The following is a 22,748-nucleotide window of genomic DNA, read 5'->3' as shown; positions in this document are numbered from 1 at the left end:
TATGAGTTCCATTATCACATTCTTGTGTTTGCTGATTTTAGGCTACGTTTTTAAAGTGTCAGGTTTTCTTCTAAAAACTGATGCCGATGCCATTCGCAAGCTTGTGTTCAATGTTTGTTTGCCCTGTATGGCATTTAAAGCGATGCATGGCAGTGCGTTAAAAAGCTCATTTCTGCTCATCATATGTGGCGTGGTTTTGTTACACGTGCTCGGTTATGTTTTGTTTAGGTTGTCTAATGGCAGGTTAAAAGATGTTGTGTTTGCAGGGTGGGCTGGTAATACGGCTTTTATTGGGTATCCTATCGTAGAAGGTTTATTTGGGCTTGATGGATTATCACGCGGTGTTATCTTTGACCAGACAAATACCGTAATGATTATCCTGTTGTGGATGCAAAAGGGAATAAAGAGTATATTCAGCCCGCCTCTGGTAGGGGCATTCTTGGGTCTGCTCCTGCATAACATGGCTATTCCTGTGCCGATGAGTGATGCAATTAGCATGCTTGCAAGCGTCACGTCTCCATTGGCAATGATCTATACAGGTTATGTTTTACAGATGGATTGGGATGTTAGAGTTTTGCCGGCACTATTTCTCAAATTTCTCGTGCTGCCTCTTTTGGCTATGGCAGTTTCTTCACTTTTGAATTTGCCTTTGTTAGACAGAGATGTTATGGTCGTCCAGAGTAGCATGCCTACTATGGTAGTGTCCATAATTTACGGAGAGCAAATGGGTTTAGATACAGCATTCCTTTCGAAAGCAGTCGTGATCAGTACGTTAATCTACCCTTTGTCCTTTCTGCTATGGAATGCCTTGCTTTAAAGACGCCATATCGTCTGCTGTTATAATGCTTTCATGAAAACTTACCTAAAGCGCATCCTCCCCAGAGCAGTGGTAAGTGTATGTTTAATACTGATATTACTGGCGTCATCGTTCCACGGCATTAAGTTTCCCTTTCTGCTATTAAAAAATGGGAATGGTCTGCAAGCATCTATTTCGGCATTGCATCTTTCAGAAATAGGCGAGAAGCTGCTCGTAGTGGCTCCTCACCCGGATGATGAAAGCTTGGGTGCTGGTGGCTTGATACATATGGCTGTTAAGGAAGGTAAACAGGTTAAGGTTGTTTTGGTTACGAACGGAGATTGCTTTACGCGCGGCGTGGAAGCTTATCAATATCAGATTAAACCTAGGCCTTATACGTACATACAATATGGGGAAGATAGACAGCGCGAAACGCTAAATGCACTCAACGAACTCGGTATAAAAAACAATGATGTTATTTTCCTGGGCTTTCCAGACAAAGGAATAGCAGATTTATGGCAAAACGGTTGGTCAAGTGTGGCACGGCATTCCATTTGTACGTTGAAAGATGCTGTCCCATACGCGAATTCTTATCAAGAAGGTGCACCTTTTACTGCCTATCAGCTTCAAAAAGAGATGGTAGACATTCTTGAGCAATACCAACCTACAAGCATAATAGTTACGGATAGTTCAGATGTTAATTCCGACCATTATGGCTCATCGAACTTTCTTATCTTATCGCTACTCACTGCTCAGCAAAAGATGGTCAATTTTGAACCAAAAGTGTTTACCTATGTCATACATTCAGGATATTGGCAAACTATGCCTATCGTAAGACCTTTAGATAAAACGGTAAATCCGCCCAAGTATTTCTTGGTTCAAGGTTACAAGTGGTACTCTTTATCGCTTTCTCAAGAGGCCAAGAATGACAAAGCAAAAGCAATTTCTTATTATCATACACAAGAAACAGTAATGCCTCAGTTTTTACAGAATTTTGAAAGGCCAAACGAACTATTCAATTTATTATCTGTGCCGGAAGCTACAAAGCTGAGCGCTACTGTAAACTTGAACGGTTTTTTAATAGAAACCGTCAAGGAAAGCCCTGTAGCTTATGCGCCCCAAGGTAATAGTGAGCTTCGCATGATTAATGGAGGCGCTTACATCGAAAAGCTCTACGCTGGTAGCAGCGAACATTCACTTTTTCTGTGTATAACCACCGCAGGTAAGCCCAAAGAAGGAACCGTTTTTGTTGTAAATATGATATGTTTCGACGCCAAAGGATCAGTACATTCATCAAACATGAAAGTAAGAGTTACAGGAGCTGGCCCAGAGATTCTTTATGCCGAGGATACACATGGTACTGAGGCATTACAACTGAACAATATGCTGGGTGTTAAAATTTCCGATATCAACGGAATTTCTTTACTATCAGTTTCTGTAAAGGCCTTCTATGAAGGCCTTTCAATGAGCACGTTGCCATGGCGCTTTGTTGAACTATGAGGAATGCCGTATGAGATTTGGTCTTGAAGAAGAAGTTTTTGTCTTAGAGCCTGTTCATCCCAATGTCCAGTCGCTTTATTATATGAGCAAACTATTGTGGAGCAATCCGAGCTTTTATTACTCACATAGTGCTACAAATTTCAATAGAGGTCAGGATTTACGGTTGGGGTTGATGAGCAGCGTGGAAATTTCCACGAGAATATGCGATACTCCCTTGGAATTAATAGACGATCTTTCGTTACGGAGGCGTGACTTAGCTAATGCAACGTCTGGTTATATAGTGGCCATGGGGAGTCTCATTGATCAATGGGCACCGCGAAACATCGCTGGACTTCACATCCACATGAGCGGATTTGATGATTTTGAGCATTCTTACGATAACATCATACATTTTCTTCCCTTACTTGCACTACTTACTGCGAATGCTCCACTGGCAAATAACAAACCGTACGGGAAGTCGTTTCGATGGGCAGAAGGATTTGCCATTGGTCCACTTAGAGATGACAAGTATTATCGTTTCCAAGATGTGATAATTTCTAAGCGGTTGGGTACTTTAGAAATGCGGCTTTTTGATTCTACATGGGATTTAGAACGCATAGAAAAACTGGTTTATGCGCTGAGTGTTGTTGCTGCAGATAGCCATAGGTTCGATGGAGATTATCAGCGATATAATGAGCTAAGAACGGTTGTCGCACGCTATGGATATGTGGAACCAATTAAGCATTTGTATGAAGAGCTTTCCCAATTAATTGATATTCCTGAAACATGTTTTTCTACGTCGCCGGCAGACATAGTCCGTAACATATATGAAGATTATGGCCTGGAGAATACATATAATATTCTGGATAATGGGTATCGTGGTGGGAAATTGGAATTAGGGAAGAAAAAACACTTCTCATTTAACCCAGTTAAGGCATTATGTGGTTTTGTTTTCTATTATTTACCGAAAGCACCTTACAATATAAGAAAGGTACTAAAAGAATGGTAAGAAAAAATGTCTTGATTTCAATGTTAATGGTTGGTGCTGCCGGTTTAGGCAGCTATTGGTATTTTAGAAATGTTTGGTTTTTTAGGGATCCAAAACGTAAGGCTCCGGAAGGAGACAATATAATCATTGCACCTGCTGATGGGCAAGTTGTTTATATTAAACCTGTTAAAGACGGTAAGGTGGTAAGCAACAAGCTTGGTGAAGCGATTAGCATCCCTGAGATTACTAAGATGTACAAGGGGGATAGTGATGGTTGGCTTATAGGTATATACATGTCTCCGTTGGACGTTCATTTTAACTATGCTCCGGTTGATGGACATATTGACAGTATCTACCACTATCAGGCAAAAACGAATTTGCCCATGGTAGATTTGTGGGAATATGTAAAAATTACGTGGTTAAGGCGGTGGGTGGATTTATTCAGCAAGAAATGGCATTTTGAAAATGAACGCTCAACTGTGGTCGTAAATAGCGAATTGGGTACAATTGCCATGGTGGAGATAGCGGATAAATTCGTCAATAAAATTGAGACTTTTGTGAGAGAAGGAGATAACGTGAAAAAAGGGCAGAAGATTTCGTTCATAAAGAGAGGCTCTCAGGTTGATTTGTTCATACCGAAAAAAGACCTGTCATGGCATGTGACAGTGGGTCAGCATGTCGTAGGTGCCGAGACAATCTTAGCAAATTGGTGAGTAGACAATGAGCCAAGCGTTCTTAGCAAATCTCGTTTTAGATTTATTGCTTGTTGTAGAAGGAACTGGTATGCCAGGCGTCCCGTTCGAACCTGCTTTTTTATGGGTTTCTTATTTGATTATGAAAGGGCAGACATCGTTTTTCATAGCGGGTATATTAGCTGGTTTATCAAACCTTTTAGGTAACGTAATCGGATATCTCTTGGGGAAAAAACTTGGTCCAGATTTTGTTCTCAAACTTAAATTTCTCCGTATGGACCAAGATGACATCGATAGCTTGCAAAAGTTTACGAAAAAGTATGGCGCTTGGGCTGTGGTTATATCACGTTGGTTTGGTCCGATAAGAACCCCTACCATACTGCTTTCTGGCAGTTTTGGTATGGATCTCCTGCGGTATACACTGTTTTCGTCCATAGGTGCAATAAGCTGGAACTACGCAGTTCTTTGGGCAAACTGGCAGGGTTCTAAGCTGCTATTGACCTTGCTGGGTGCAAGTTCCAGCGGCAACTGGCTTTGGGCCATCATAATAGGATGGGGTCTCGCTTTCATAAGTTTGACAGTGATTATGCGTTTATGGCATTGGTATAGAAATAGGACTGTTTCAATGGAAAAAGATCCTGACGATAATATTGACAAAAAGCGTGAGCAGAAGACTAAGTATTAAGAAGCTCACGATAGGAGCATAAAAAACAAAATTTCCGCGCTTTATGTAAATGTCACCAGGAAGTCTGCCAAAGGGGATAAGCCTCAAACGTGTGGAAGAAAATACCCAAAGTAAAAGACCTAAAATAAGCAAGGATAAACCTGCAACGATCAGCGCTCTTGCTATGCCGTTCATGTACGACGAACCTCCTTTTTTATCCTTGAACCGCATTTTTCTCAGCCTTCATGAATATGACTTTCTGTTTCTTCATGTCTTGCACTTTTAGTTAGAATATTATTGTAATAGGGGGTGATATGTTTGTTTGAGTCATTTGAAGATGCAGCCCACAAACTTTCTGCATCGCTTTTAGATTATAAGGGCATCAATGACACTGTAATAATGGGCATCCTGCATGCCGGTGCCATCATGGCTCATACATTGGCGCAGGAACTTAATTTGCCTTGGGATGTGCTGGGCATAAAGAAAATAGGTGTTCCGTTTGACCCTGAACTGGCTGTGGGGGCTGTAGCACCTGATGGATCATTTTATGTGGATGAGGTTATAAAAGACAATTTTAATGTAGCAGAGTCATATATCGATCAGACGAGGCATGAAAAGCTCGATGAACTTGTGAATCAACTTAGCCAGATCAGAGGGAGTAGCTCTTATGGAAACATTGCTCACAACACCATCATACTAACAGATGATGGTATCGCTACAGGTGCCACTATGCATGCTGCGATCAGATTTGTAAAAGCGCAAGGTACAAAAGCTGTGGTGGTTGCAGTGCCTGTTATTTCAATGGACCGCTTACCAGAATTCAAGCAAGAAGTAGATAAGGTCTATGCTTTGCTCGTGCCGGAAGATTTCATGGGAGTGGGTGAGTTTTATACCGATTTTACCCAACCTAAAGACAGCGAAATTGCGGAACTTTTTAAGCATAGATAAGTATATTTAATGGATATTGTAGTTCGAAAAGAATCGTAGCTTATACTTTACATGGTATCTCGGTATAAGAATAATAAAAGAGAAAACGGTTTGGGAGGTATAGCAAATTGGCTAAACGCGTTATCGTAACAGGTGGTGCAGGATTCATAGGAAGTCACTTGGTGAACAGATTGGTTTCTGAAGGAGATGAGGTCGTTGTATTGGATGATTTATCTACAGGAGATGCCGCCAAGGTAAATCCGAATGCGAAACTTATTGCTCTGGATATAAGAAGTTTAGAAGCGAAACAATTCATAAAGGATTTTAAGCCAGATTTGGTATTCCATATGGCCGCTCAGATCAATCTAAGGAAGAGCTTGCAGCAACCTATGGAAGATGCTTCTATCAATGTTCTGGGTAGTATAAATGTTATACAGGGTCTTGTGGAAAGTGCAGAGGACATAAGCAAAGTGAAGTTTGTCTTTTCTTCTACTGGTGGCGCAATCTACGGTGATGTTGATACACTACCCACGCCAGAGACGGTAATACCTAATCCGTTATCACCTTATGGAGTCGCAAAATTCTCTGTAGAAAAGTATTTGTACTATTACCATGTGGTTCACGGACTACCTTATGTAGCGCTTCGTTACAGTAATGTTTATGGCCCTGGCCAGAGTACCAAAGGAGAAGCTGGTGTTGTAGCGATTTTCTTGGAAAAAATGCTCTCTGGGGAAACTCCTGTAATTAACGGTGATGGAATACAAACAAGAGATTTTGTATTTGTAGAAGATGTAGTGGATGCCAATGTTAGGGCAGCTCAGAATGACGTTACTGGAATATTCAATATTGGTACATCTAAAGAAAGCAGCGTTATGGATATATTCAATTTGCTACGCCGTTTTGTGGGAAAAGATTTTCCAGAAGTGCATGGTCCGGCAATACCTGGCGAACTGCAACGTAGTTGCCTTGATTTTTCAAAGGCTCGGGAGGTGCTCGGTTGGCAACCGAAAACAACGTTGGAAGAAGGTTTAAGAATAACAGCAGAAGCATTTGCAAAAAGCGTTAAACAATGACTGTTCATATCATTGAGAGGAGGCAAACGCGTTCATGAATGAAGAACAACGGTTTGTGCTTCTTCATGGCTTTAGTGATGAAGAGTTGTCTAAAGTGATGAAAGCATGTAGAGCCGCGTTACCAGAAAAAGAGTTCGTATTTGCTGTGACAACGCCGACAAACATGCAGTGGAAAGTCGGCGATTTGATGGAAGAAGTAGTAAAAGAGCACGAGTTTATGAAAAAACAGAGGGGGAACAGCTAATGGCAGGTACTATCCTTTCCATACTGGTTATTGCTGTCGCGGCCGTGGTATTCGGCATGCAAAACACCGTGTCTATGAAAATCAATTTTCTATTTTGGAGTTTTCAGGGCTCATCGGCACTGATTTTGGTTGTGTCTATGCTCTTGGGTGTCATTCTTGGCATCCTTCTTGTGCTGCCGAGTTTCAATAGCAGAGGAAGAACTATAAAAGGTCTGCGGGATGAAATAAAGAAGCTTCAAGAAGAAAAACAAGGATTGCAAGAACAGTTAGATATCACAAAAGATCTTCTAAAAACAGTAAAATCTGATTCTAATGCCCAAGATAACAATAACAGCGCATATGGGAAAAACAGTACGGAGGATAATAATAGCTTATAATATTAAGGTAATGCTATTAACGTTAATTTAAACTTGCGCTGCAGGAGGCGAAAATGATACGTAGACTTCCAGGTCTGGTGGATAGTCATATCCACGGCGCTGTAGGAAAGTCCGTCATGGATGGCGTTGATGCTATAAAAGAGATAGGTGAGTATTTAGCTTTAAGCGGCATTTACGGTTGGTTCCCTACTACGCGAACCGTTTCGTGGGATGCAATTTTGGAGACCATAAACAATGTCGTAATCGCATCGAAAAAGCAATCCAGTGCTGAAGCAAAAATCTTAGGTATACATGTTGAGGGCCCTTTCTTGAACCCAGATTTTCATGGTTCCCAACCTGTGGAGTACATAATAAAACCTACGCTGCAAAAAGCAGAGAAATTGCTTCAGGTGGCAAAAGGACTTCCTCTCATCGTTACGATAGCACCAGAAGCTCCAAATGCTTTTGAAGTGATAGATTATTTGGTAAAAAACGGAGCGACAGTGAGCTTAGGGCACACGGGAGCTACTTACGAACAGATGCAAAGGGCCATTGGCATCGGTGCCAATAGGATAACCCATCTTTATAATTCCATGAAGTTCTTTCACCATAGAGAACCGGGACCCATCGGAACAGCTTTGTACTCTGACGCCTATGTAGAGTTAATCATTGATGGTGTGCATGTTCATCCGGCAACGGTTGGTATGACAATAAAGGCAAAATCGCTCTCCCGGGTTATCTTTGTTTCTAATGGAACAGAAGGCATGGGCATGGAGGATGGCGTCTATGAAATCGATGGAAGACTGCTGAAGGTGGAAAAAGGTGCTGCTTACGATGATGGAACACTCATAGGCAGTGCAACCAACTTGAAAGACGGCATCATAAACTTGTCGAGATGGCTTAATATGCCGTTGGAGGAACTTTGGTTGACTGCTAGTCGTTCGCCTTTGGAAAATATGGGGCTGGATGTAGACCTACCACTTTGTACAGTTTCTGACGAATATTGAAAAACGTTTATTCTTTATTACATTCGTCCAGCATGAGATTTTGGAACCTGGGCATTAATGGGATAAAATGAATCCATGGTGATGGGATCAATATGTGCGCTGTTTGATGGGGAGCAATTGTCTATTGAACTAGACGAGAAAGAAACATTTATTGTAGAACCTGAAGACGAAATCAGAGAAGAACCATGGGGTTTTGCCTTGGGTTATAAATATGCTCAAGATTTATCTGTCTACAGGTATGCACGTTATATGGGGAAGAATCTCATCGTTTGCTTTGGACCATGGAATGAAAACAGCTTCGATTTATTTAACAGAACATGGATTGGGATTCAAGAGAACCAGCTTGCTGCCATAGAGGTTTTTCAGCATGAAGAAGGCAGTTTTATTGTTGGTGTTGTGCCTGTCGATATGAGCCCTGATAGAACGGGCATTATCCAACCGTTGGAAGATAAACTTTCAATCTCCATGAATGCCATATACGAAACACGCTCAAAATACATGTTATTGAAGATGATGAACCCTGATCTTTACCTAAAATATGAACGTTATTTGCTGGAAGGTGTAAACCAGGATGATTAGTTGGTGGAGACGCCAGCGGCTTAAAGTTACGTTGAGTAGGACCAGCAGTCCTAACCTTTATAGAAGTTTCATGGATCAGCTTATCCTGAGAAATAATCAGAGTTCGAACATTGTCGCAGTTTTCAATGCCAAACTTCGTTTTTACGAGAATGCCCTGGAATTTGCTCATGCTGTGGCTAATTATATGACGGCTGCATTGGATAATGGTGCAGGCATTATCGTATTCCCAGAGTATTTTGGCAACCTACTTATGGGTATCGCTGGAGAGCCTATTGAGCTGGAAAGTGAGAACACTGTAGAACTTGTCCAGATGATTTCACCTATTCTACTGAACACTTACTTAGACATTTTCCAACAAGTTTCATCAAAGACAGATGCAACCATTGTTGCTGGAACCCTTGCTTTTATCGACAATGACAAACTTGTTAACCGATGCTTTGTTTTTAGAAGGGGCCGCGTCATTATGACTCAAGATAAAGCTCACTTGATGCCCATTGAAGAAAAATGGCGCATGACCAGAGGATCGAGATTAGGTCTATTTGATGTGGGCAACGAAAAAGTCGGGGTTCTGGTTTGTATGGATGCCACTTATTATGAACAAGCAAAAATACTGGAGAACATGGGTGCCCGTTTACTCGTGGTGCCTTCCGCTAACCCTTCGCCGTTTTATTTAGGTGAGCAAATAAGAGGGGCTTGGGCAAGAGCTCAAAGCAGCCAGTTGTTCACAGCTCAATCGTTTTTAGTAGGCAAGTTGGGACAATACGTTTTGGAGGGGAAAGCTGGCATCTATGCACCTGCCGATTATACCGAGGACAAAAGCGGTTTCATGGCTTTAAGCTCAAAGTATGATCAAGAAGAATTGGTTGCCGCCGAACTGGATTATGCTAAATTAGAAACCGTCAGACATCCTTTGAGTTACAAGTACCAAACGGAGCTAAGCAAGTTCTATCAGAGTAAGCTTCCGCTGGAACGTTTTTGACAATCTGGGCAGATACCAAAAACGGATACAGGATTCTGAGTTAGCCTCCAATGCTGGTTTTTAGCTGTTTTAAGGATAGGGCTCGTATTCACGCCTGACAGATCTTGAACCTTCCCACACTCCATGCAAATCAGATGCGCATGAGGGCTCTCTGTTCCGTCATACAACGTCTCGCTTTGAGTAGGAATTTCTTGGATAACACCGAGATTTGATAGATAAGCAAGCACATTGTAGATGGTGGCCAATGTTACATCTGGCATGGATTGCTTTACGGCATTAAAAATCTGCTGAGCATTAAAATGGCCGGCGTTGGTAACCAAATACTGGTAGACCGCAAGCCGCGGTTTTGTGATACGATCACCGTTTCTTTTTATAATGTTTTTGAGTGTTTCAATTTTATTTTCTATGTTTTCCACATTTTTCATGTTATCACAAATTCAATATAAAATAAATACCATGGTCACGAATAACAGCGTGAAACTAACATGTGGTGACAAAGTCTTTATGGCGAAAGGCGTTGTTTTTGATAAGGATGGTGTTCTGACCGGTGGTATCTCCCTTTGAGAAGACATATTTTGGCTGTACATGAAAGTCGCTTGCAGTAAAGGGCTTCATATAGAAGAAAAAGCGAAAGAACTATTCGGTATTGATAAAGAACTTTATGATTCTCCCTTAGCACTATGCACTATGGAAGAGGCGCAATGTTTGCTCTCTGCGTCAATATATCTTAGTGGGATACAAGATTGGTCTCATTGCAGAGTGTTGACTCACGAGATAATTCGTGAAGTTGATATGTCTTTACCAGAGGAGTGGTTGTATAAGCCATCTCGTGGTGCACAGGCGTTGTTGAATACTCTTCAACAGCATATACCTGTGGCAGTCGCTACTTCTGACTCCCGTGAGCATGTGAAAAAAATGTTTTCATATTGGGGCATGCAAATGCCTGTAATAGTTACGGCAGAAGACGTAGAAAAAGGTAAACCATATCCTGAGATGCTTCTTTTAGCTTGTTCACTTATGGGTGTACGTTGTGAATTTACAGTTGTTTTTGGAGATACGCAAGCAGACATAGAAATGGCACATTCTGCCAACGCTTATGCTGTGGCAGTGGGTAGGAGCATTCCCCAAGCGGATGCGTGCGTAAGAACGCTTTGTGATGTAGTAGTGGAGGTGTAAATTTGAAAGGGAAAATATTGACTTATGATTCAGAACGAAAAATGTTTCAACTTGAGGCGGATGTTTATGAGGGTGGAGGTGGGCAACCTGCTGATCGCATACGGGTAGCAGGACCACAATTCTCTATAGAAAGTAGAACAACGGTAAAGTCCAAGGAAGATGGCAACGTTTTTTGGGTTATAGAAAAGCAAGAGGGCGATGTTGTAAAAGGGGATGTTGATGTTTTTATAGATGAGTTGTGGCGTTTGGAAGTAAGCCAGCAACACACCGCACAACACATATTTTCTGCTTTAGCTGAAGATCTTTATGGCTGGCCATCAGAGGGCTTTTCCATATTTGACGACGATTCTAAAATAGAGCTCCTTGGAGCAGACGATGATATGACCAAATACGAGCAACTTGAAAAACGTGTGAATGAAGTCATAGCTGAAAGGATTCCTGTTCACATATATGAAGGAGACGGAACAGAGCATTTGCGCAAGCCTACTAAGGTCCTACATCCGCGAATCGTTGACATAGAAGGCATTGATAAGTGCGCATGTGGTGGTACACATGTGCAGAATACCGCCGACATCGGTGGATTTGCTTTATTGAAGGTCGAACGAAAAAATACCCGGTATGTCAGAGTGATTTTTGCATCAGGTTTACGTTTGGGTCGCATTGCCAAAAAGTATGTGACCAAGGAACAGCAATTGAAAAACATACTTAGTGGCGATATAAAAGAAAGGATACAGCAGATATTGGACCAAAAAAGGCAGTTGGAATATGATAAGAAAAACCTGTTAGAAATGATAAAGCAGTATATATCTGAAAGCTCTCAAGTGCGCTGGCAGAATCTGCCCTTAGACATGCAAAGTATGAAACAAATCGCTTCATATTGTGGTGAGATAGAAAAAAATATCGTACTTATCAATGAAGAAGGCTACTTCGCTATCGCTGGCCCTGATAGCGATACGTACTTCCAAGAATTAAGAGAACAAGGCGCGAATGGTGGGGGAAAAGGCGTTATAACAGGAAAGATACCGTTGTCAAATGGTTAATCGTATCTGATTTCATGAAGCCTTATATAGCTATAGCTGAAGTTCGCTCCCCTAAAGGGCACTTCTGCTATAGGGGAAAGGTTAAAACATCTAATATGCCGGCAGGGTTCGAAATAACAAAGCCTTTACCTAAGTCGTCTATTTCTATTTTTGCTAAACCAAGGTTTTCTATTCTCAATATTCCCGTTTTTTCCTGCGGTAAGTCTAATATATAACGAAGCATGGTGGTTATAGCGATCCCATGACTTACCACTAAAGCATTTTTGCCTTGTTCTATAACTTCCTCCAAAAAGGCACTTGTTCTTTGTTCAACTTGTTGGTATGTTTCTCCACCGGGCATGGGTGTTAGATATGGGTTTTTCCACCACTTACCAAGTAAATCTGGTTCTTCTTTCATCAAATCAGGAACCCTTCTGCCTTCCCACTCTCCACAATGAGCTTCAATAATCCTGGCATCTTCTTTGAATGGAATATTCATCTTTTCACTTATTTTTTCAGCAACAATTTTTGCACGCTTTAATGGACTCGTATATAAGGTTTCTACGGGAAGAGAGCATAATACGGGAAGCGCTTGTTCCAAGGATTTCATACCTTTTTCGCTGATAGGAATATCTGTGCGACCTTGAAAACGCCACTCTCCGTTCCAATCTGTTTCAGGGTGTCTAAGTAAGTAAATTCTCATAATTCATATTATAATGTGAATTCCATATTCACGGAAAGTATTCATAAAAGCAATAAATGTCTTAATCATCAATGTTCGTAATCTCAGTCCTTGTTAGTAAGAAGCGAGCTGGGTTTACCATGGATAAACTTAGTCCATTACCATCGCCATCTAAACGCACGATTGCTAAATTGTCTATACGAATAGAGCGGACATGGTTTTTAGGGATTTGCAGGACATACCTGAGCATGGTTAGGATGGCTATGCCGTGACTCACGACCAAAGCATCTTCACCTTTATCGACGATTTCTTTTAGAAAAGATGTTGTCCTTCGTTCCACATCTTCATAACTTTCTCCACCAGGAATCTGAAAATTGTAGGGATCTTTCCACCACTGTTCGATTAAATTTGGTTCAGCTTGCATGAGATGTGGTACGGTTTCTCCTTCCCAACGGCCGCAATTGACTTCCATGATTCTACGGTCTTCATGAAAAGCTTTCCCTGTTAGTTTACTAACTTCTTGGGCAACGACTTTCGCCCTTTTTAGCGGACTTGTGTAAATAGTTTGCACAGATAAAGAAGCTAATATGGGTGCAGCAGTTTGCAAGTCATGAAGTCCTTTTTCTGTGATGGGGATATCCGTTTGGCCTTGGAATCTGTTTTCTTTGTTCCATTGAGTTTCAGGGTGTCTCACTAAATAGATGCGCATGACATTATTGTATGCGCATCTATTTGTTATGAAGTAAATACAGTGTTAACCTAAGACTAATTTTCATCCTCTGGTTCTAAATGGACATACACACGGTCTACATCCTTTACATGAGAGATTACATTATTAACAATTTCATCACTTATACGATGTGCGTCAGACAAAGGCAAGTCTCCTCGCACGTTCACATGCATTTCTACGACCAAGCGAGGACCTACGTATTCCGTTACCAGCTCATGGACTTTCAACACTCCGGGAACTTTTGAAGCTATATCCAGTATGCCTTGTATGTCTTCTTCGGTAGCAGAACCACCGGTGATGTATTTCAAATTCTCCATCAGTAAAGGTACCACTGCCTTGAATATCCATGCTGAGACAAAGAGACCAGCAATTGGATCTAATAAAGGGTTTATGTAATAAGAGCCTAATATGCCAAGAAATGCTGCTGTGGATGACAGTACATCAGCCAAATTGTCTTGGGCAGTGGCATGCAAAGCGGGGCTTCTCGTTTTTTGAGAAAACCTCAGCAGTGCATAATACATAAACACCTTTGTGGTTGCCGTTAGCAGCATAACCAGCGAAGGCCATCCTGGTTGAACCATGACGCCACCGGAAATGAGTTTGATGATAGAGGTTCGCGCAGCTTCATATCCTGCAAAGCCCATGGAAAGGGCTATTACTAAGCTTACCAAAGGTTCGAATCGACTATGCCCTTGGGGATGTGAGGAGTCAGGTGGCTTCTGTGAGACCCATAAGCCAAAAACCATCAGTAAAGAGTAAATCACATCTGATGCCGAATTTGCCGTTTCTGCGTACATTGCGGCACTATTTGTTATGTAAGCTACTATAGCTTTAACAGCGACCAATATTACATTACCTGCTATAGTAATCTCAAAAGCATTGACGTACCACCGATGTAGCTGCTGGTCAGGCTGATAGTCACGCACAGTTTTCACGATTTTTCACTCCTAAGGGAATTTTTGAGTTGTATAAGATGAAATTTTAGCACAATTCTTTCAGATGTAACAGTAGTTATCAAATGCAAACTTTTTTGATGAGCCAAGCAGTGGATGAGTTGGTGTCCAAGAATTGGTTTATAATTTTGCCATGAAAGTGGCAATACTTCAATGAAGATTCTCGTTGTAAGTGATGTTCATGGCAACAATGAAGCACTTCAAGCTGTGCTCAATAAGGAATCTGATGCCGATGAGGTTGTTTTTCTCGGAGATTTTGTTGACTACGGTCCATCGCCTAATGAAGTAATAGATACAATAAAAAAATTAACAGGGCATTCACTCATTGGCAACCATGATTACGCTGCGGTTTATGGAGTTAGCTGCCAATGTGGTTTGATGTTCTATGAACTTAGCGTGGAAACCCGGCTAAATTTCACAATCAAAGTACTTACTGAACAGAATAAACAGTACTTAAAGCGTTTAAAGCCCATGGAGTCTTGGACTATAGGCGGTTACAGATTTTTGGCTACTCATGGCGCGCCTTCTGATCCCCTTTACAAGTATCTAAGAGGGTGCGACCGAGGTAGTTTTAAAGGCGAAGCGGAAGCAGCAAAGCGTGCAAATCCTGGCAGTTTGGTAAATCTATTCCCCAACGGAAATGAAAACAATTACGATTTTATTTTGGTTGGACATAGCCACGAGCAGTTCTTGGTTTGTGAAAGTGGGCTAATGTTTCTGAATCCGGGTTCCGTTGGTCAACCACGCGATTATATTCCTATGGCAAGTTACGCATTGATAGAGGATGGCGTGGTTTCGTTAAAACGCGTAAAATATGATACTACCGCTACTTGTAAAGAAATCGACAAAATGCCCATAAAAGAGCAAAGTAAGGAGAAACTCAAAACCGTTATAATGATGGGTGCTCCTAATTGGGACCTAAAGCAGGAGCACTCTTGATATATGTCAAAACCGTTGAAGTTACCGATTTATAGGAGTACAAATTTTACCTTCCATGACTTTAATGATATGCAGGCAGCTTTATACGGCGATAGTAAAGATTATTTCTATGCCAGAGATGGCCATCCCACGGTAGAAAACTTGGAAAAAAAACTTTTGTCATTCGAACCTGCTGACTTTTCTTTCGTTTTTGCCAGCGGCATGGCAGCTATAAGTGCTGGCCTGCTTAGTGTTTTAGGTGAGGGGGATCATGTCATTGTGCAAGAGGAAGTTTATGGTCCCACGAGACTTCTATTTGAAGAATACTTCCCGAGTTTTGGTGTGACTTCATCTTTTGTTGATGTTACCAATTTGACTGCGGTTGAGAAAGCCATAAAAGCTGAGACAGAGCTTGTTTATGTGGAAACGCCTTCTCCGTTTACTAACAAGCTTTGCAATTTGGAAGGCCTCCGAAAAATGGCTGATAACTATGAACTGACAATAATGGCCGATAACAGTGCCGGTTTTGGCTTTTTGCAAGCTTCACGCTTTGCCGATTTAGTAGCCGTCTCATTAAGTAAGTACCCTGCCGGTGATAGTCAAATACTCGGCGGAGCACTGTTTGGGAATGAAATGTGGAGAGAGCCGGTAGAAATGGAGCGTAGCACCTTCGGTGGTGTGATGATGCCTTGGGATGCAAAACACCTTTATGATGAATTAATGGAGATGCCTGAAAGGCTTAGCCATATCGCTCACAATGCTTACAATCTTCAGGAACTATTAAAGGTAGATGAACGGGTAAAAAATGTCTATTACCCAGTAATGGATAGCTCAAAGCCATCCCCTGTGGGCGGCTTTGTAACAGCAGAGTTTGATATGAGCCTGAGTGATCTTCCCATGTTTGTTGATAAGCTCGAACTCTTTAAGAAAGGCGTTTTTTGGGGCGGCACTACTCCTGTGGTAACACCTCTGTTAGCCTCTTACAGAGTAGACGTTTTGAAAAGTTGGGGGCTTAGCCCCAACTTAGTTCGCTTTTATACAGGTGATGTCAATGCAGAAGAACTTTACCAAGACATCAGTAAGGCATTGTCATAATGGATCTTGCATATTCTGCTTAGTTCCCGGCTTTTCCAAAGGCACATGCCTTTCGCACAGCGGACAGGCTTCAGGTTCATATATAGGTAAATTCAAAAGAACCAAACTTGCATGTGGTACAGGAAGCGTTATTTCTTTCTGACGTTGAACTACAGCCACGGCACCGTCTACCACGCCTCCACCGGCCTTTACAAGGTTAATAAGCTCCATGGTGGAACTTCCTGTTGTGAATACGTCCTCTACGGTCAGGTAACGTTTATGAGGCCCAATAGCGAAACCTCGTCTGAAAGTGAGTTTACCGTTTTCCCGCTCGGCAAATAAGAATGGCTTCTGTAATTGCCTGGCCACTTCATAACCGACAACAAGTGCTCCCAATGCGGGAGCAACTACGGCATCTAACGCTTCTATATCACATATGCCTTTGGCTGTTTTTATGAGTTCTTCAGCTACGAGAATGGTGTCTTGAGGGTATGTGAACGCTTTTTGGCACTGCACGTATGTATCTGAATGATTTCCGCTGGCAAGTAAGAAATGACCATGCATGATTGCTTTACGCTCTTCCAGAAGTTCATATACGTTCATGACAATCCCTCCAACATTTCTTTCATATGTTCCAACGTTAAGTTTGGGTCTTCAGACTGGGTGAGTGCTCTGCCTATAACAGCAAAGTCCGACCACTTTGCTGCTTCTACAAGGGTGCCCGTACGTCTTTGGTCAGCAGCATCCTGGCTATCGAATCGGATTCCAGGTGTTACTGTTAAAAAACTGCTCCCTAAGTGTTGTTTTATGTTGGGAGCTTCTTTTGTGGAGCAGACAACGCCGTCCAAGCCACATTCAAATGCCATAGTGGAAAGGTTAGAGACCGTTTCTGCTATGTTGTTAATGCCTATAATGGACATATCGTCTTCACTCAAGCTTGTAAGAATAGTTACCCCGATGCTGTATATGGTCTTTCTTCTCATATTTGAGACCTCTATTACCGCATCTTTGAATGCCTTTACACTTTCCTTGCCACTAATCAGATGCATGTTTATCATGTCCACCGGATAGTGAATGAGAATTGCTTTTGTAGCTCTGTAAACGGTATTGGGGATATCATTTAGTTTTAGGTCGAGGAAAATGTGCTTGTTTTTTGTAAAAAGTGTTTGAAGGGCATAATCACCCATGGAGTAAAATGCTTCCATGCCCACTTTATACCAATCGAACGAGCTTTCTGTAATATTGATCCAATAATCTATTTTTTCTTTATCTTGAAAATCCAGCGCAAAAACTAAATTTGGTTTCATGTCATTCCTCCTCACTCACCAACGATTTGATGAACTCAGGATTCCACAAATTCGCTGTTCCTATCTCCAATGCTTTAGCGCCAGCTAATATAAATTTTTGTGCGATTTGAGGACTAGCTATGCCCCCAGAAGCGATGATAGTGTGGTCTTTGTGTTTGTAAACACTGTTTAACACGATGGGGTAGATAGCTGGTCCGCTTAATCCTCCACTTACAGCACCCAGCAAAGGTTGACCGCTCTTCAGATCAATTTCCATGGCGGGGAACGTATTAAAGAGGACGAAACCTTCAAGTAACGGTTCCCAATAATCGAGTATTTTTCCCAATTCTTCTGTAAACGGCGAGAGCTTAACCAGTATGGGCTTATTCGTGGCTTTTACACAAGCGTCCAAAATCGTTGAAACAGAGATGTAGTCTTTGCCCACCACTTCTCCGCCTAACCGTAGGTTAGGGCAGGAAAGGTTCAGCTCAAAACCATCGATAATGTCGTATTTCGAGAGCTCATGTAGGATGCTGCTGAATTCTTCTGGTGTTTCTCCGCCTACAGAAACCAATAGCGTAGTCGGTTTAACAAAATCTTGTAGAAATGTCTTGAATGCTGAAAGCCCCATGTTTTGCAAGCCTATACTGTTTATTAGACCTGCTGGTGTTTCAGCAAGCCTTGGAGGTCTGTTACCTTCACGTGGCGTAAATGTTATGGTTTTTGTCACTGCTGCGCCAAACAAATGGAGTGGTATCTCTTCAACATTGGCATATCCGCAGGTTCCAGAACTTGCAATGAATGGGTTCTTTAATGTGAGACGCTTTATTCTTACAAGTTTCTCCATGCTACATCACCTGCCTGAAATACGGGGCCTTCTTTGCAAACACGTTTGTAGCCGGAGGTGGTGGGTATGACACAACCATAGCAAGCACCGAAACCACAAGCCATGCGTTCTTCCATAGAAACAAAACCTGACATGCCCAGCTTATTCACCACCATTTTGAGCATGGCCCTTGGACCGCAGGCAAAGTAAGGAGAGGAAGAGGGATTTAGGATGTCCGTTACAAGGGTCGGAAGAACGGTGCATTGGTGTGGATTAGCAGGAAGGCGATCCAGCAGCCTTAAACTGCGTTCTTCGTTTTCTCCGTGAAACCACCTGTAAACTGTATGCGACTGAGTCAGGTTTTGAGCAAGAAAACATATGGGGCCTATGCCTGCTCCACCACTTATGAGGGTACTGTTTGGGGACGGCTTTGGAAACGGTTTTCCGTAAGGGCCCTCTATGCGTAGTTTACTGGGTATATTGCTGGTAAAATTGCCGGCTTTTTTTATGATAAAGAAGATGTCGTTTTCTTGAACGAATGCTACAGAAAATGGCTTTTTTAGGTAGTCTGTGCAAAACATGTAGAACTGGCCCGGTTGAGGAATCTCATCAACCGGACCGAAAGAAATCAATTTATAGGTATCAAAATCTTCTTGCTGAATGTCAAATGTTTTATTTACCATACTCGTAAGCTACGTTTCCCTTCAAAATGACCATGGTGACTACAGCACTTGATTCTTTGCCCACATAAGGGTTATTCTTCGCTCCCCCTTCATAACTTATAGCATGGGGTTCGTTCAGCTTTATTATGGTCAAGTTGGCTTCATTTCCTATGCCAATGCCATGTCTCATTCCAAGCAGATAAGCTGGATTAGTACTCATAGCAGTAAGCAGCGTTTCAAGTGGAACAAGGCTTGTAGTGACAAGCTCTTGGTAGAGTACTTCAAAAGCGCTATCTATGGAAGCTATACCGTAAGGAGCATCTTCCCATTCTTGATCTTTCTCCGGCTCTGAATGAGGAGCATGGTCCGTCGCAATGTTTGTTATTTCACCGCTTCTAAGTGCATGCACTAAGGCTTTCCGATCTCGCTCGTCACCAAACGGTGGATTTGCTTTTATATTGGTATCGTATGAAAGATAGGCGCTTTCATCAAAAATGAGATGATGCGGTGTTACGTCCATGGTTACATGAACCCCGATTTGCTTAAGCGCATTAGCAGTCTCCAATCCCATTAAGGTGGAAAGATGTGTTATATGAAGCCTTGATCCTACCTGCGCATTTAGCGTGCCGTCTCGGTATATGGCTGAGGCTTCTGCGGCTTTTGGAAACCCTTTTAAGCCTGTTTCAAAGCTTGCTTTTCCTTCGTAAATTTTTCCGGATTTAAAAAGGTTCATATCTTGGGCATGATCCATTACGAGCAAATCATGTTTTTTTGCATATTTGAGTGCTTGATAGAACAGGAAGCTGTTTTCTGTCCAATGTCCATCGTCACTTATCGCCACAGCTCCAGCAGAAGCAATATCTTCTGTTTCCGCAAGGGTGCCATTTTCATTGGTGATAGCTCCTGTAACAAAAATATGAAAGCCTTCAGGAGCTTCCGTTTTGAGCATGCGTTCAACCATGGGAGCGCAGTCTAAGGCTGGTTTTGTATTGGGCATAACGTTGAGTGCGCAATAACCACCCTTAATGGCTTTGCGAATGGTGACTTGTGGATCTTCTTTGTATTCTTGACCGAGCCTCACATGGGTATGCATGTCAACGAAAGTGGGTGATATGATTTTATCTTGGCAGTCTATAACCGTTTCTCCTTCGTCAGGCGAGAGGTCATGCCCACCCTTGCTTATGACACCGTTTTCAATCCTTATATCAAAACGCTCAAAGGCGCCATTCATCAATACTGTTCCATTTTTGAGTATCATTGTTCTTTACCTCCCATGAGCATGTAGTAAATGGCCATTCTTACAGCTACGCCATTGGAAACTTGTTCATTGATGGCACTTTTTTCACTGTAGGCGACATCTTCATCAATTTCTACGCCTCTGTTCATGGGGCCGGGATGAAGAACTAGCAAATCGTTCTTGGCATGTTTTACACGCTCGCTAGTCAATCCGTAGAAGCGGTGATATTCTTGGAGAGAGTTGATTAGACCTGTCTGCTGGCGTTCCAGTTGAAGCCTTAAGACATTTACCACATCCACATCCTTAATAGCTTCATCTAAACTGTAGCAAATCTCCGCATACTCGCGGACTTCGTTTGGGATTAAGGTGGGGGGTCCACTTACGACAACTTTTGCACCCAATTTGTTTAGAGCATAGATATTGGACTTTGCAACGCGGCTGTGCATGATGTCTCCCACAATAAGTACCTTGAGTCCTTCTATGTGGCCCTTGTGCTCTTGGATAGTAAACAAATCCAGCAAGGCTTGACTCGGATGTTCATGTTGGCCATCGCCAGCATTGATTATGGAGGCGTGAGAAAAACTGGACAGGTAATTTGGTACACCGTTTCTGCTATGACGTATCACAATAGCATCAACGCCCATGGCTTCTAATGTGTAAATGGTGTCTTTCAAACTCTCTCCCTTTTGGACAGAGCTTGTAGAAACGCCCACACTTACCAGATCAGCACTCATGAGCTTCGCTGCCAATTCAAAAGAGTTTTTTGTACGTGTGGACGGTTCGTAGAATAAGGTGGCGATGATCTTACCTCTGAGTGTGGGTACTTTTTTAACTTCTCTGAGGATGATATCTTTCATGGGAGTAGCCAAGTTTAATATGTAGAGGATATCCTCTTTGGAAAGTTCTTCTATTCCTAAAAGATGCTTCATTTGTTGCACCCCTTTCTTTGGCACCCTTTTCAGCCTCACTGGGCCGATTTAAAGGGATGGGTGCCGGTTTAATTGTTTTCTACTTTTTCCATGATGTAGACAGCGTCCTCGCCGTCTATTTCCTTTACATGTACCTCAATAACTTCTTTTTGCGATGTGGGTACGTTTTTTCCCGTAAAATCTGGCCTAATAGGAAGTTCACGATGTCCTCGGTCGATCAAAACACAGAGTTGAACAGCTTTTGGCCGCCCGAGGTCGAACAATGCGTCCAAACCAGCTCTGACAGTTCTTCCTGTATAGATAACATCATCTACCAGCACGACAGTGGTACCGTCTACTGCTTTAGGGATAACGGTTTGATGGACAATGGGATGCGGTCCTAACATGGACAAGTCATCTCTGTACAAAGTGATGTCGAGCTCACCTACGGGTACTGTTACATTTTCAATGGATGTAATCTCTTCTTGTAGACGCTGTGCCAGGGGAATACCACGCCGTCGAATACCAACCAACATAAGATCTTGAGCACCTTGGTTTTTCTCGAGGATTTCGTGGGCCAGACGCGCAATGGCTCGCCTCATGTCATTGTCGTCTAAAATCTTTGCTTTCTCTCTTAACTCTGCCAAACGGAGCGCCTCCTTTTTTGAGGTCCTCCACAGGCCAGCAAGACACAAAAGGGTTTTGCCCTTTCCAGCCTCACAGGACCGGAATTAAAGGACCTTTACTTAGCTCATTATAGCATGAACACCGATGACTGTCCCTCATCGATTATTTCTAACGTTGTTATGCAGAATAACAAGCTATAATCTACTGGAAATAGTGTTAAATACACTTAACATTGCGTATTGTCATACAGTTTTCTATTTGGCATAATTGTTTCTGAAGAGTTGTTCAGATACACCTTACACCTCCCTATCCACCCTTTAGGGCTAACCCCAAGCCCTTCAGGAAAGATAAAAAAAGCCCTGGCTACCCCACCAGGGCCTTTTTTTTATTGTAGTTTAGGTGATTTATCCGAGTTTGTATGGGAAAGAGCTAATAGACGTTAGATGAGAGACGATGAGCAAAATCAAGGCAAGCAATATCATGTACCAGCGAGCGTGAAACTTTGCTATTGCCCCCTTTGTTTTAGGTGGCAGATGTGAGAATTTCATGAGCATGCCTGCAATTCCCATCCAGCAAATGAGGGCTAAGAAAAGCCAGTTCCAAATGCCTGTGTAAGGAAGCATGATCACTGCATGAATAACAACCACAATCACTAAGGCTATGTTGCCATAATAATGTATGGGATGCCAGCGTCTCCCCATATTTTGTAGCCATGCCCAATGACTTTTTGGTGCAAAAATTTGCTGAATCATATGCAGCATCGCATATAGATCTGCAATGAAAAAGAGAAGTCCTGCTAATGCTCCTAAGGTCAAACCGATGTTTACTGAACTTGGCACACTATCACTCCTAACATTTGAAGTATT

At 42.2% G+C, this 22,748-nt stretch carries 29 protein-coding genes; 16 read left to right on the top strand and 13 right to left on the bottom strand.

Annotated elements, in window-relative coordinates:
* Nucleotide 1 precedes the first annotated feature (1 nt).
* Genes D890_RS0105880 through D890_RS0105860 form a run of 5 tightly spaced genes read left to right on the top strand, consistent with a single transcriptional unit; the run spans nucleotide 2 to nucleotide 4,640 of the window.
* Entirely contained in the window at nucleotides 2-817 is an 816-nt protein-coding gene (locus tag D890_RS0105880) for an AEC family transporter (RefSeq protein ID WP_040363494.1), read from the top strand.
* Between the two features lie 33 nt (nucleotides 818-850).
* A complete protein-coding gene (locus D890_RS0105875; RefSeq protein WP_018963585.1) occupies nucleotides 851-2,296 on the top strand; it encodes a PIG-L deacetylase family protein in 1,446 nt (481 codons plus the stop codon).
* 10 nt (nucleotides 2,297-2,306) lie between these two features.
* Nucleotides 2,307-3,284 (top strand): glutamate--cysteine ligase family protein, encoded by a 978-nt coding sequence (locus tag D890_RS0105870; protein WP_018963584.1) that lies wholly within the window; start codon nucleotides 2,307-2,309, stop codon nucleotides 3,282-3,284.
* Entirely contained in the window at nucleotides 3,278-3,976 is a 699-nt protein-coding gene (locus tag D890_RS0105865) for a phosphatidylserine decarboxylase (protein ID WP_018963583.1), read from the top strand. The genes D890_RS0105870 and D890_RS0105865 overlap by 7 nt, the downstream gene beginning before the upstream one ends.
* Nucleotides 3,977-3,983: 7 nt before the next feature.
* Nucleotides 3,984-4,640: a DedA family protein gene (locus D890_RS0105860; RefSeq protein WP_018963582.1), complete on the top strand. Its 657-nt coding sequence runs from the start codon at nucleotides 3,984-3,986 to the stop codon at nucleotides 4,638-4,640.
* On the opposite strand, the gene D890_RS08125 is transcribed toward D890_RS0105860, so the two are convergent.
* On the bottom strand, nucleotides 4,578-4,814 hold the full coding sequence (locus D890_RS08125) for a DUF2905 family protein (RefSeq protein WP_083916941.1): 237 nt from the start codon (nucleotides 4,812-4,814) through the stop codon (nucleotides 4,578-4,580). The two genes, D890_RS0105860 and D890_RS08125, sit on opposite strands and share 63 nt — an antisense overlap.
* 114 nt (nucleotides 4,815-4,928) lie before the next feature.
* Between D890_RS08125 and D890_RS0105850 the strand changes: the two genes are divergently transcribed.
* The 7 genes from D890_RS0105850 to D890_RS0105820 all read left to right on the top strand — a co-directional run bounded on the left by D890_RS0105850 (nucleotide 4,929) and on the right by D890_RS0105820 (nucleotide 9,784).
* Complete coding sequence (locus D890_RS0105850) at nucleotides 4,929-5,567, top strand: phosphoribosyltransferase (RefSeq protein ID WP_156802687.1); 639 nt, start codon at nucleotides 4,929-4,931, stop codon at nucleotides 5,565-5,567.
* A gap of 107 nt (nucleotides 5,568-5,674) precedes the next feature.
* Complete coding sequence (locus tag D890_RS0105845; RefSeq protein WP_018963579.1) at nucleotides 5,675-6,619, top strand: NAD-dependent epimerase/dehydratase family protein; 945 nt, start codon at nucleotides 5,675-5,677, stop codon at nucleotides 6,617-6,619.
* Nucleotides 6,620-6,653: 34 nt separating this feature from the next.
* Entirely contained in the window at nucleotides 6,654-6,863 is a 210-nt protein-coding gene (locus D890_RS0105840) for a DUF3783 domain-containing protein (protein WP_018963578.1), read from the top strand.
* Nucleotides 6,863-7,240, top strand: a complete 378-nt coding sequence (locus D890_RS0105835; RefSeq protein WP_018963577.1) for a lipopolysaccharide assembly protein LapA domain-containing protein — start codon at nucleotides 6,863-6,865, stop codon at nucleotides 7,238-7,240. The genes D890_RS0105840 and D890_RS0105835 overlap by 1 nt, the downstream gene beginning before the upstream one ends.
* 53 nt (nucleotides 7,241-7,293) lie before the next feature.
* Nucleotides 7,294-8,226: an N-acetylglucosamine-6-phosphate deacetylase gene (nagA, locus tag D890_RS0105830; RefSeq protein WP_018963576.1), complete on the top strand. Its 933-nt coding sequence runs from the start codon at nucleotides 7,294-7,296 to the stop codon at nucleotides 8,224-8,226.
* Nucleotides 8,227-8,301: 75 nt separating this feature from the next.
* Nucleotides 8,302-8,805, top strand: a complete 504-nt coding sequence (locus D890_RS0105825) for a hypothetical protein (RefSeq protein ID WP_245533156.1) — start codon at nucleotides 8,302-8,304, stop codon at nucleotides 8,803-8,805.
* A complete protein-coding gene (locus D890_RS0105820) occupies nucleotides 8,798-9,784 on the top strand; it encodes a nitrilase-related carbon-nitrogen hydrolase (protein ID WP_018963574.1) in 987 nt (328 codons plus the stop codon). The genes D890_RS0105825 and D890_RS0105820 overlap by 8 nt, the downstream gene beginning before the upstream one ends.
* Here D890_RS0105820 and D890_RS0105815 read toward each other — a convergent pair.
* A complete protein-coding gene (locus D890_RS0105815; protein WP_018963573.1) occupies nucleotides 9,754-10,209 on the bottom strand; it encodes a Fur family transcriptional regulator in 456 nt (151 codons plus the stop codon). The two genes, D890_RS0105820 and D890_RS0105815, sit on opposite strands and share 31 nt — an antisense overlap.
* Nucleotides 10,210-10,369: 160 nt before the next feature.
* Between D890_RS0105815 and D890_RS0105810 the strand changes: the two genes are divergently transcribed.
* On the top strand, nucleotides 10,370-10,960 hold the full coding sequence (locus D890_RS0105810; protein ID WP_018963572.1) for an HAD family hydrolase: 591 nt from the start codon (nucleotides 10,370-10,372) through the stop codon (nucleotides 10,958-10,960).
* 2 nt (nucleotides 10,961-10,962) lie between these two features.
* Nucleotides 10,963-12,000, top strand: a complete 1,038-nt coding sequence (locus D890_RS0105805) for an alanyl-tRNA editing protein (RefSeq protein ID WP_018963571.1) — start codon at nucleotides 10,963-10,965, stop codon at nucleotides 11,998-12,000.
* 67 nt (nucleotides 12,001-12,067) lie between these two features.
* Here D890_RS0105805 and D890_RS0105800 read toward each other — a convergent pair whose 3' ends face one another.
* The 3 genes from D890_RS0105800 to D890_RS0105790 form a co-directional block, all read right to left on the bottom strand.
* Complete coding sequence (locus D890_RS0105800; protein WP_018963570.1) at nucleotides 12,068-12,682, bottom strand: histidine phosphatase family protein; 615 nt, start codon at nucleotides 12,680-12,682, stop codon at nucleotides 12,068-12,070.
* A gap of 61 nt (nucleotides 12,683-12,743) precedes the next feature.
* Nucleotides 12,744-13,370 carry a histidine phosphatase family protein gene (locus D890_RS0105795; RefSeq protein WP_018963569.1) on the bottom strand — a complete coding sequence of 209 codons (627 nt, stop codon included), beginning with the start codon at nucleotides 13,368-13,370 and terminating at the stop codon, nucleotides 12,744-12,746.
* 56 nt (nucleotides 13,371-13,426) lie between these two features.
* A complete protein-coding gene (locus tag D890_RS0105790; protein WP_018963568.1) occupies nucleotides 13,427-14,326 on the bottom strand; it encodes a cation diffusion facilitator family transporter in 900 nt (299 codons plus the stop codon).
* A gap of 171 nt (nucleotides 14,327-14,497) precedes the next feature.
* Between D890_RS0105790 and D890_RS0105785 the strand changes: the two genes are divergently transcribed.
* Both D890_RS0105785 and D890_RS0105780 read left to right on the top strand, forming a co-directional pair.
* On the top strand, nucleotides 14,498-15,283 hold the full coding sequence (locus D890_RS0105785) for a metallophosphoesterase family protein (protein WP_018963567.1): 786 nt from the start codon (nucleotides 14,498-14,500) through the stop codon (nucleotides 15,281-15,283).
* A 3-nt stretch (nucleotides 15,284-15,286) separates the two neighbouring features.
* Nucleotides 15,287-16,357: a PLP-dependent transferase gene (locus D890_RS0105780; protein WP_018963566.1), complete on the top strand. Its 1,071-nt coding sequence runs from the start codon at nucleotides 15,287-15,289 to the stop codon at nucleotides 16,355-16,357.
* Here D890_RS0105780 and pyrE read toward each other — a convergent pair.
* From pyrE to D890_RS0105740, 8 genes are all read right to left on the bottom strand, one after another.
* Complete coding sequence (pyrE, locus tag D890_RS0105775; RefSeq protein WP_018963565.1) at nucleotides 16,352-16,939, bottom strand: orotate phosphoribosyltransferase; 588 nt, start codon at nucleotides 16,937-16,939, stop codon at nucleotides 16,352-16,354. The genes D890_RS0105780 and pyrE overlap by 6 nt on opposite strands.
* Entirely contained in the window at nucleotides 16,936-17,643 is a 708-nt protein-coding gene (pyrF, locus tag D890_RS0105770; protein ID WP_018963564.1) for an orotidine-5'-phosphate decarboxylase, read from the bottom strand. The genes pyrE and pyrF overlap by 4 nt, the downstream gene beginning before the upstream one ends.
* Nucleotide 17,644: 1 nt before the next feature.
* Nucleotides 17,645-18,469 (bottom strand): beta/alpha barrel domain-containing protein, encoded by an 825-nt coding sequence (locus D890_RS0105765; protein ID WP_018963563.1) that lies wholly within the window; start codon nucleotides 18,467-18,469, stop codon nucleotides 17,645-17,647.
* Nucleotides 18,454-19,131, bottom strand: a complete 678-nt coding sequence (locus tag D890_RS0105760) for an iron-sulfur cluster-binding protein (RefSeq protein ID WP_018963562.1) — start codon at nucleotides 19,129-19,131, stop codon at nucleotides 18,454-18,456. Before D890_RS0105760 ends, D890_RS0105765 begins: the two co-directional genes overlap by 16 nt.
* Entirely contained in the window at nucleotides 19,121-20,368 is a 1,248-nt protein-coding gene (locus D890_RS0105755) for a dihydroorotase (protein ID WP_018963561.1), read from the bottom strand. The genes D890_RS0105760 and D890_RS0105755 overlap by 11 nt, the downstream gene beginning before the upstream one ends.
* A complete protein-coding gene (locus tag D890_RS0105750; RefSeq protein WP_040363572.1) occupies nucleotides 20,365-21,276 on the bottom strand; it encodes an aspartate carbamoyltransferase catalytic subunit in 912 nt (303 codons plus the stop codon). Before D890_RS0105750 ends, D890_RS0105755 begins: the two co-directional genes overlap by 4 nt.
* Before the next feature lie 68 nt (nucleotides 21,277-21,344).
* Nucleotides 21,345-21,902, bottom strand: coding sequence for a bifunctional pyr operon transcriptional regulator/uracil phosphoribosyltransferase PyrR (gene pyrR, locus D890_RS0105745; protein WP_018963559.1), 558 nt, complete (start codon nucleotides 21,900-21,902; stop codon nucleotides 21,345-21,347).
* Nucleotides 21,903-22,286: 384 nt separating this feature from the next.
* A complete protein-coding gene (locus D890_RS0105740; RefSeq protein ID WP_018963558.1) occupies nucleotides 22,287-22,721 on the bottom strand; it encodes a hypothetical protein in 435 nt (144 codons plus the stop codon).
* Nucleotides 22,722-22,748: the final 27 nt, after the last annotated feature.

It is taken from the genome of Coprothermobacter platensis DSM 11748, from assembly GCF_000378005.1.
Classification (GTDB): domain Bacteria; phylum Coprothermobacterota; class Coprothermobacteria; order Coprothermobacterales; family Coprothermobacteraceae; genus Coprothermobacter; species Coprothermobacter platensis.
This window is presented reverse-complemented; position numbering and strand designations above follow the sequence as displayed.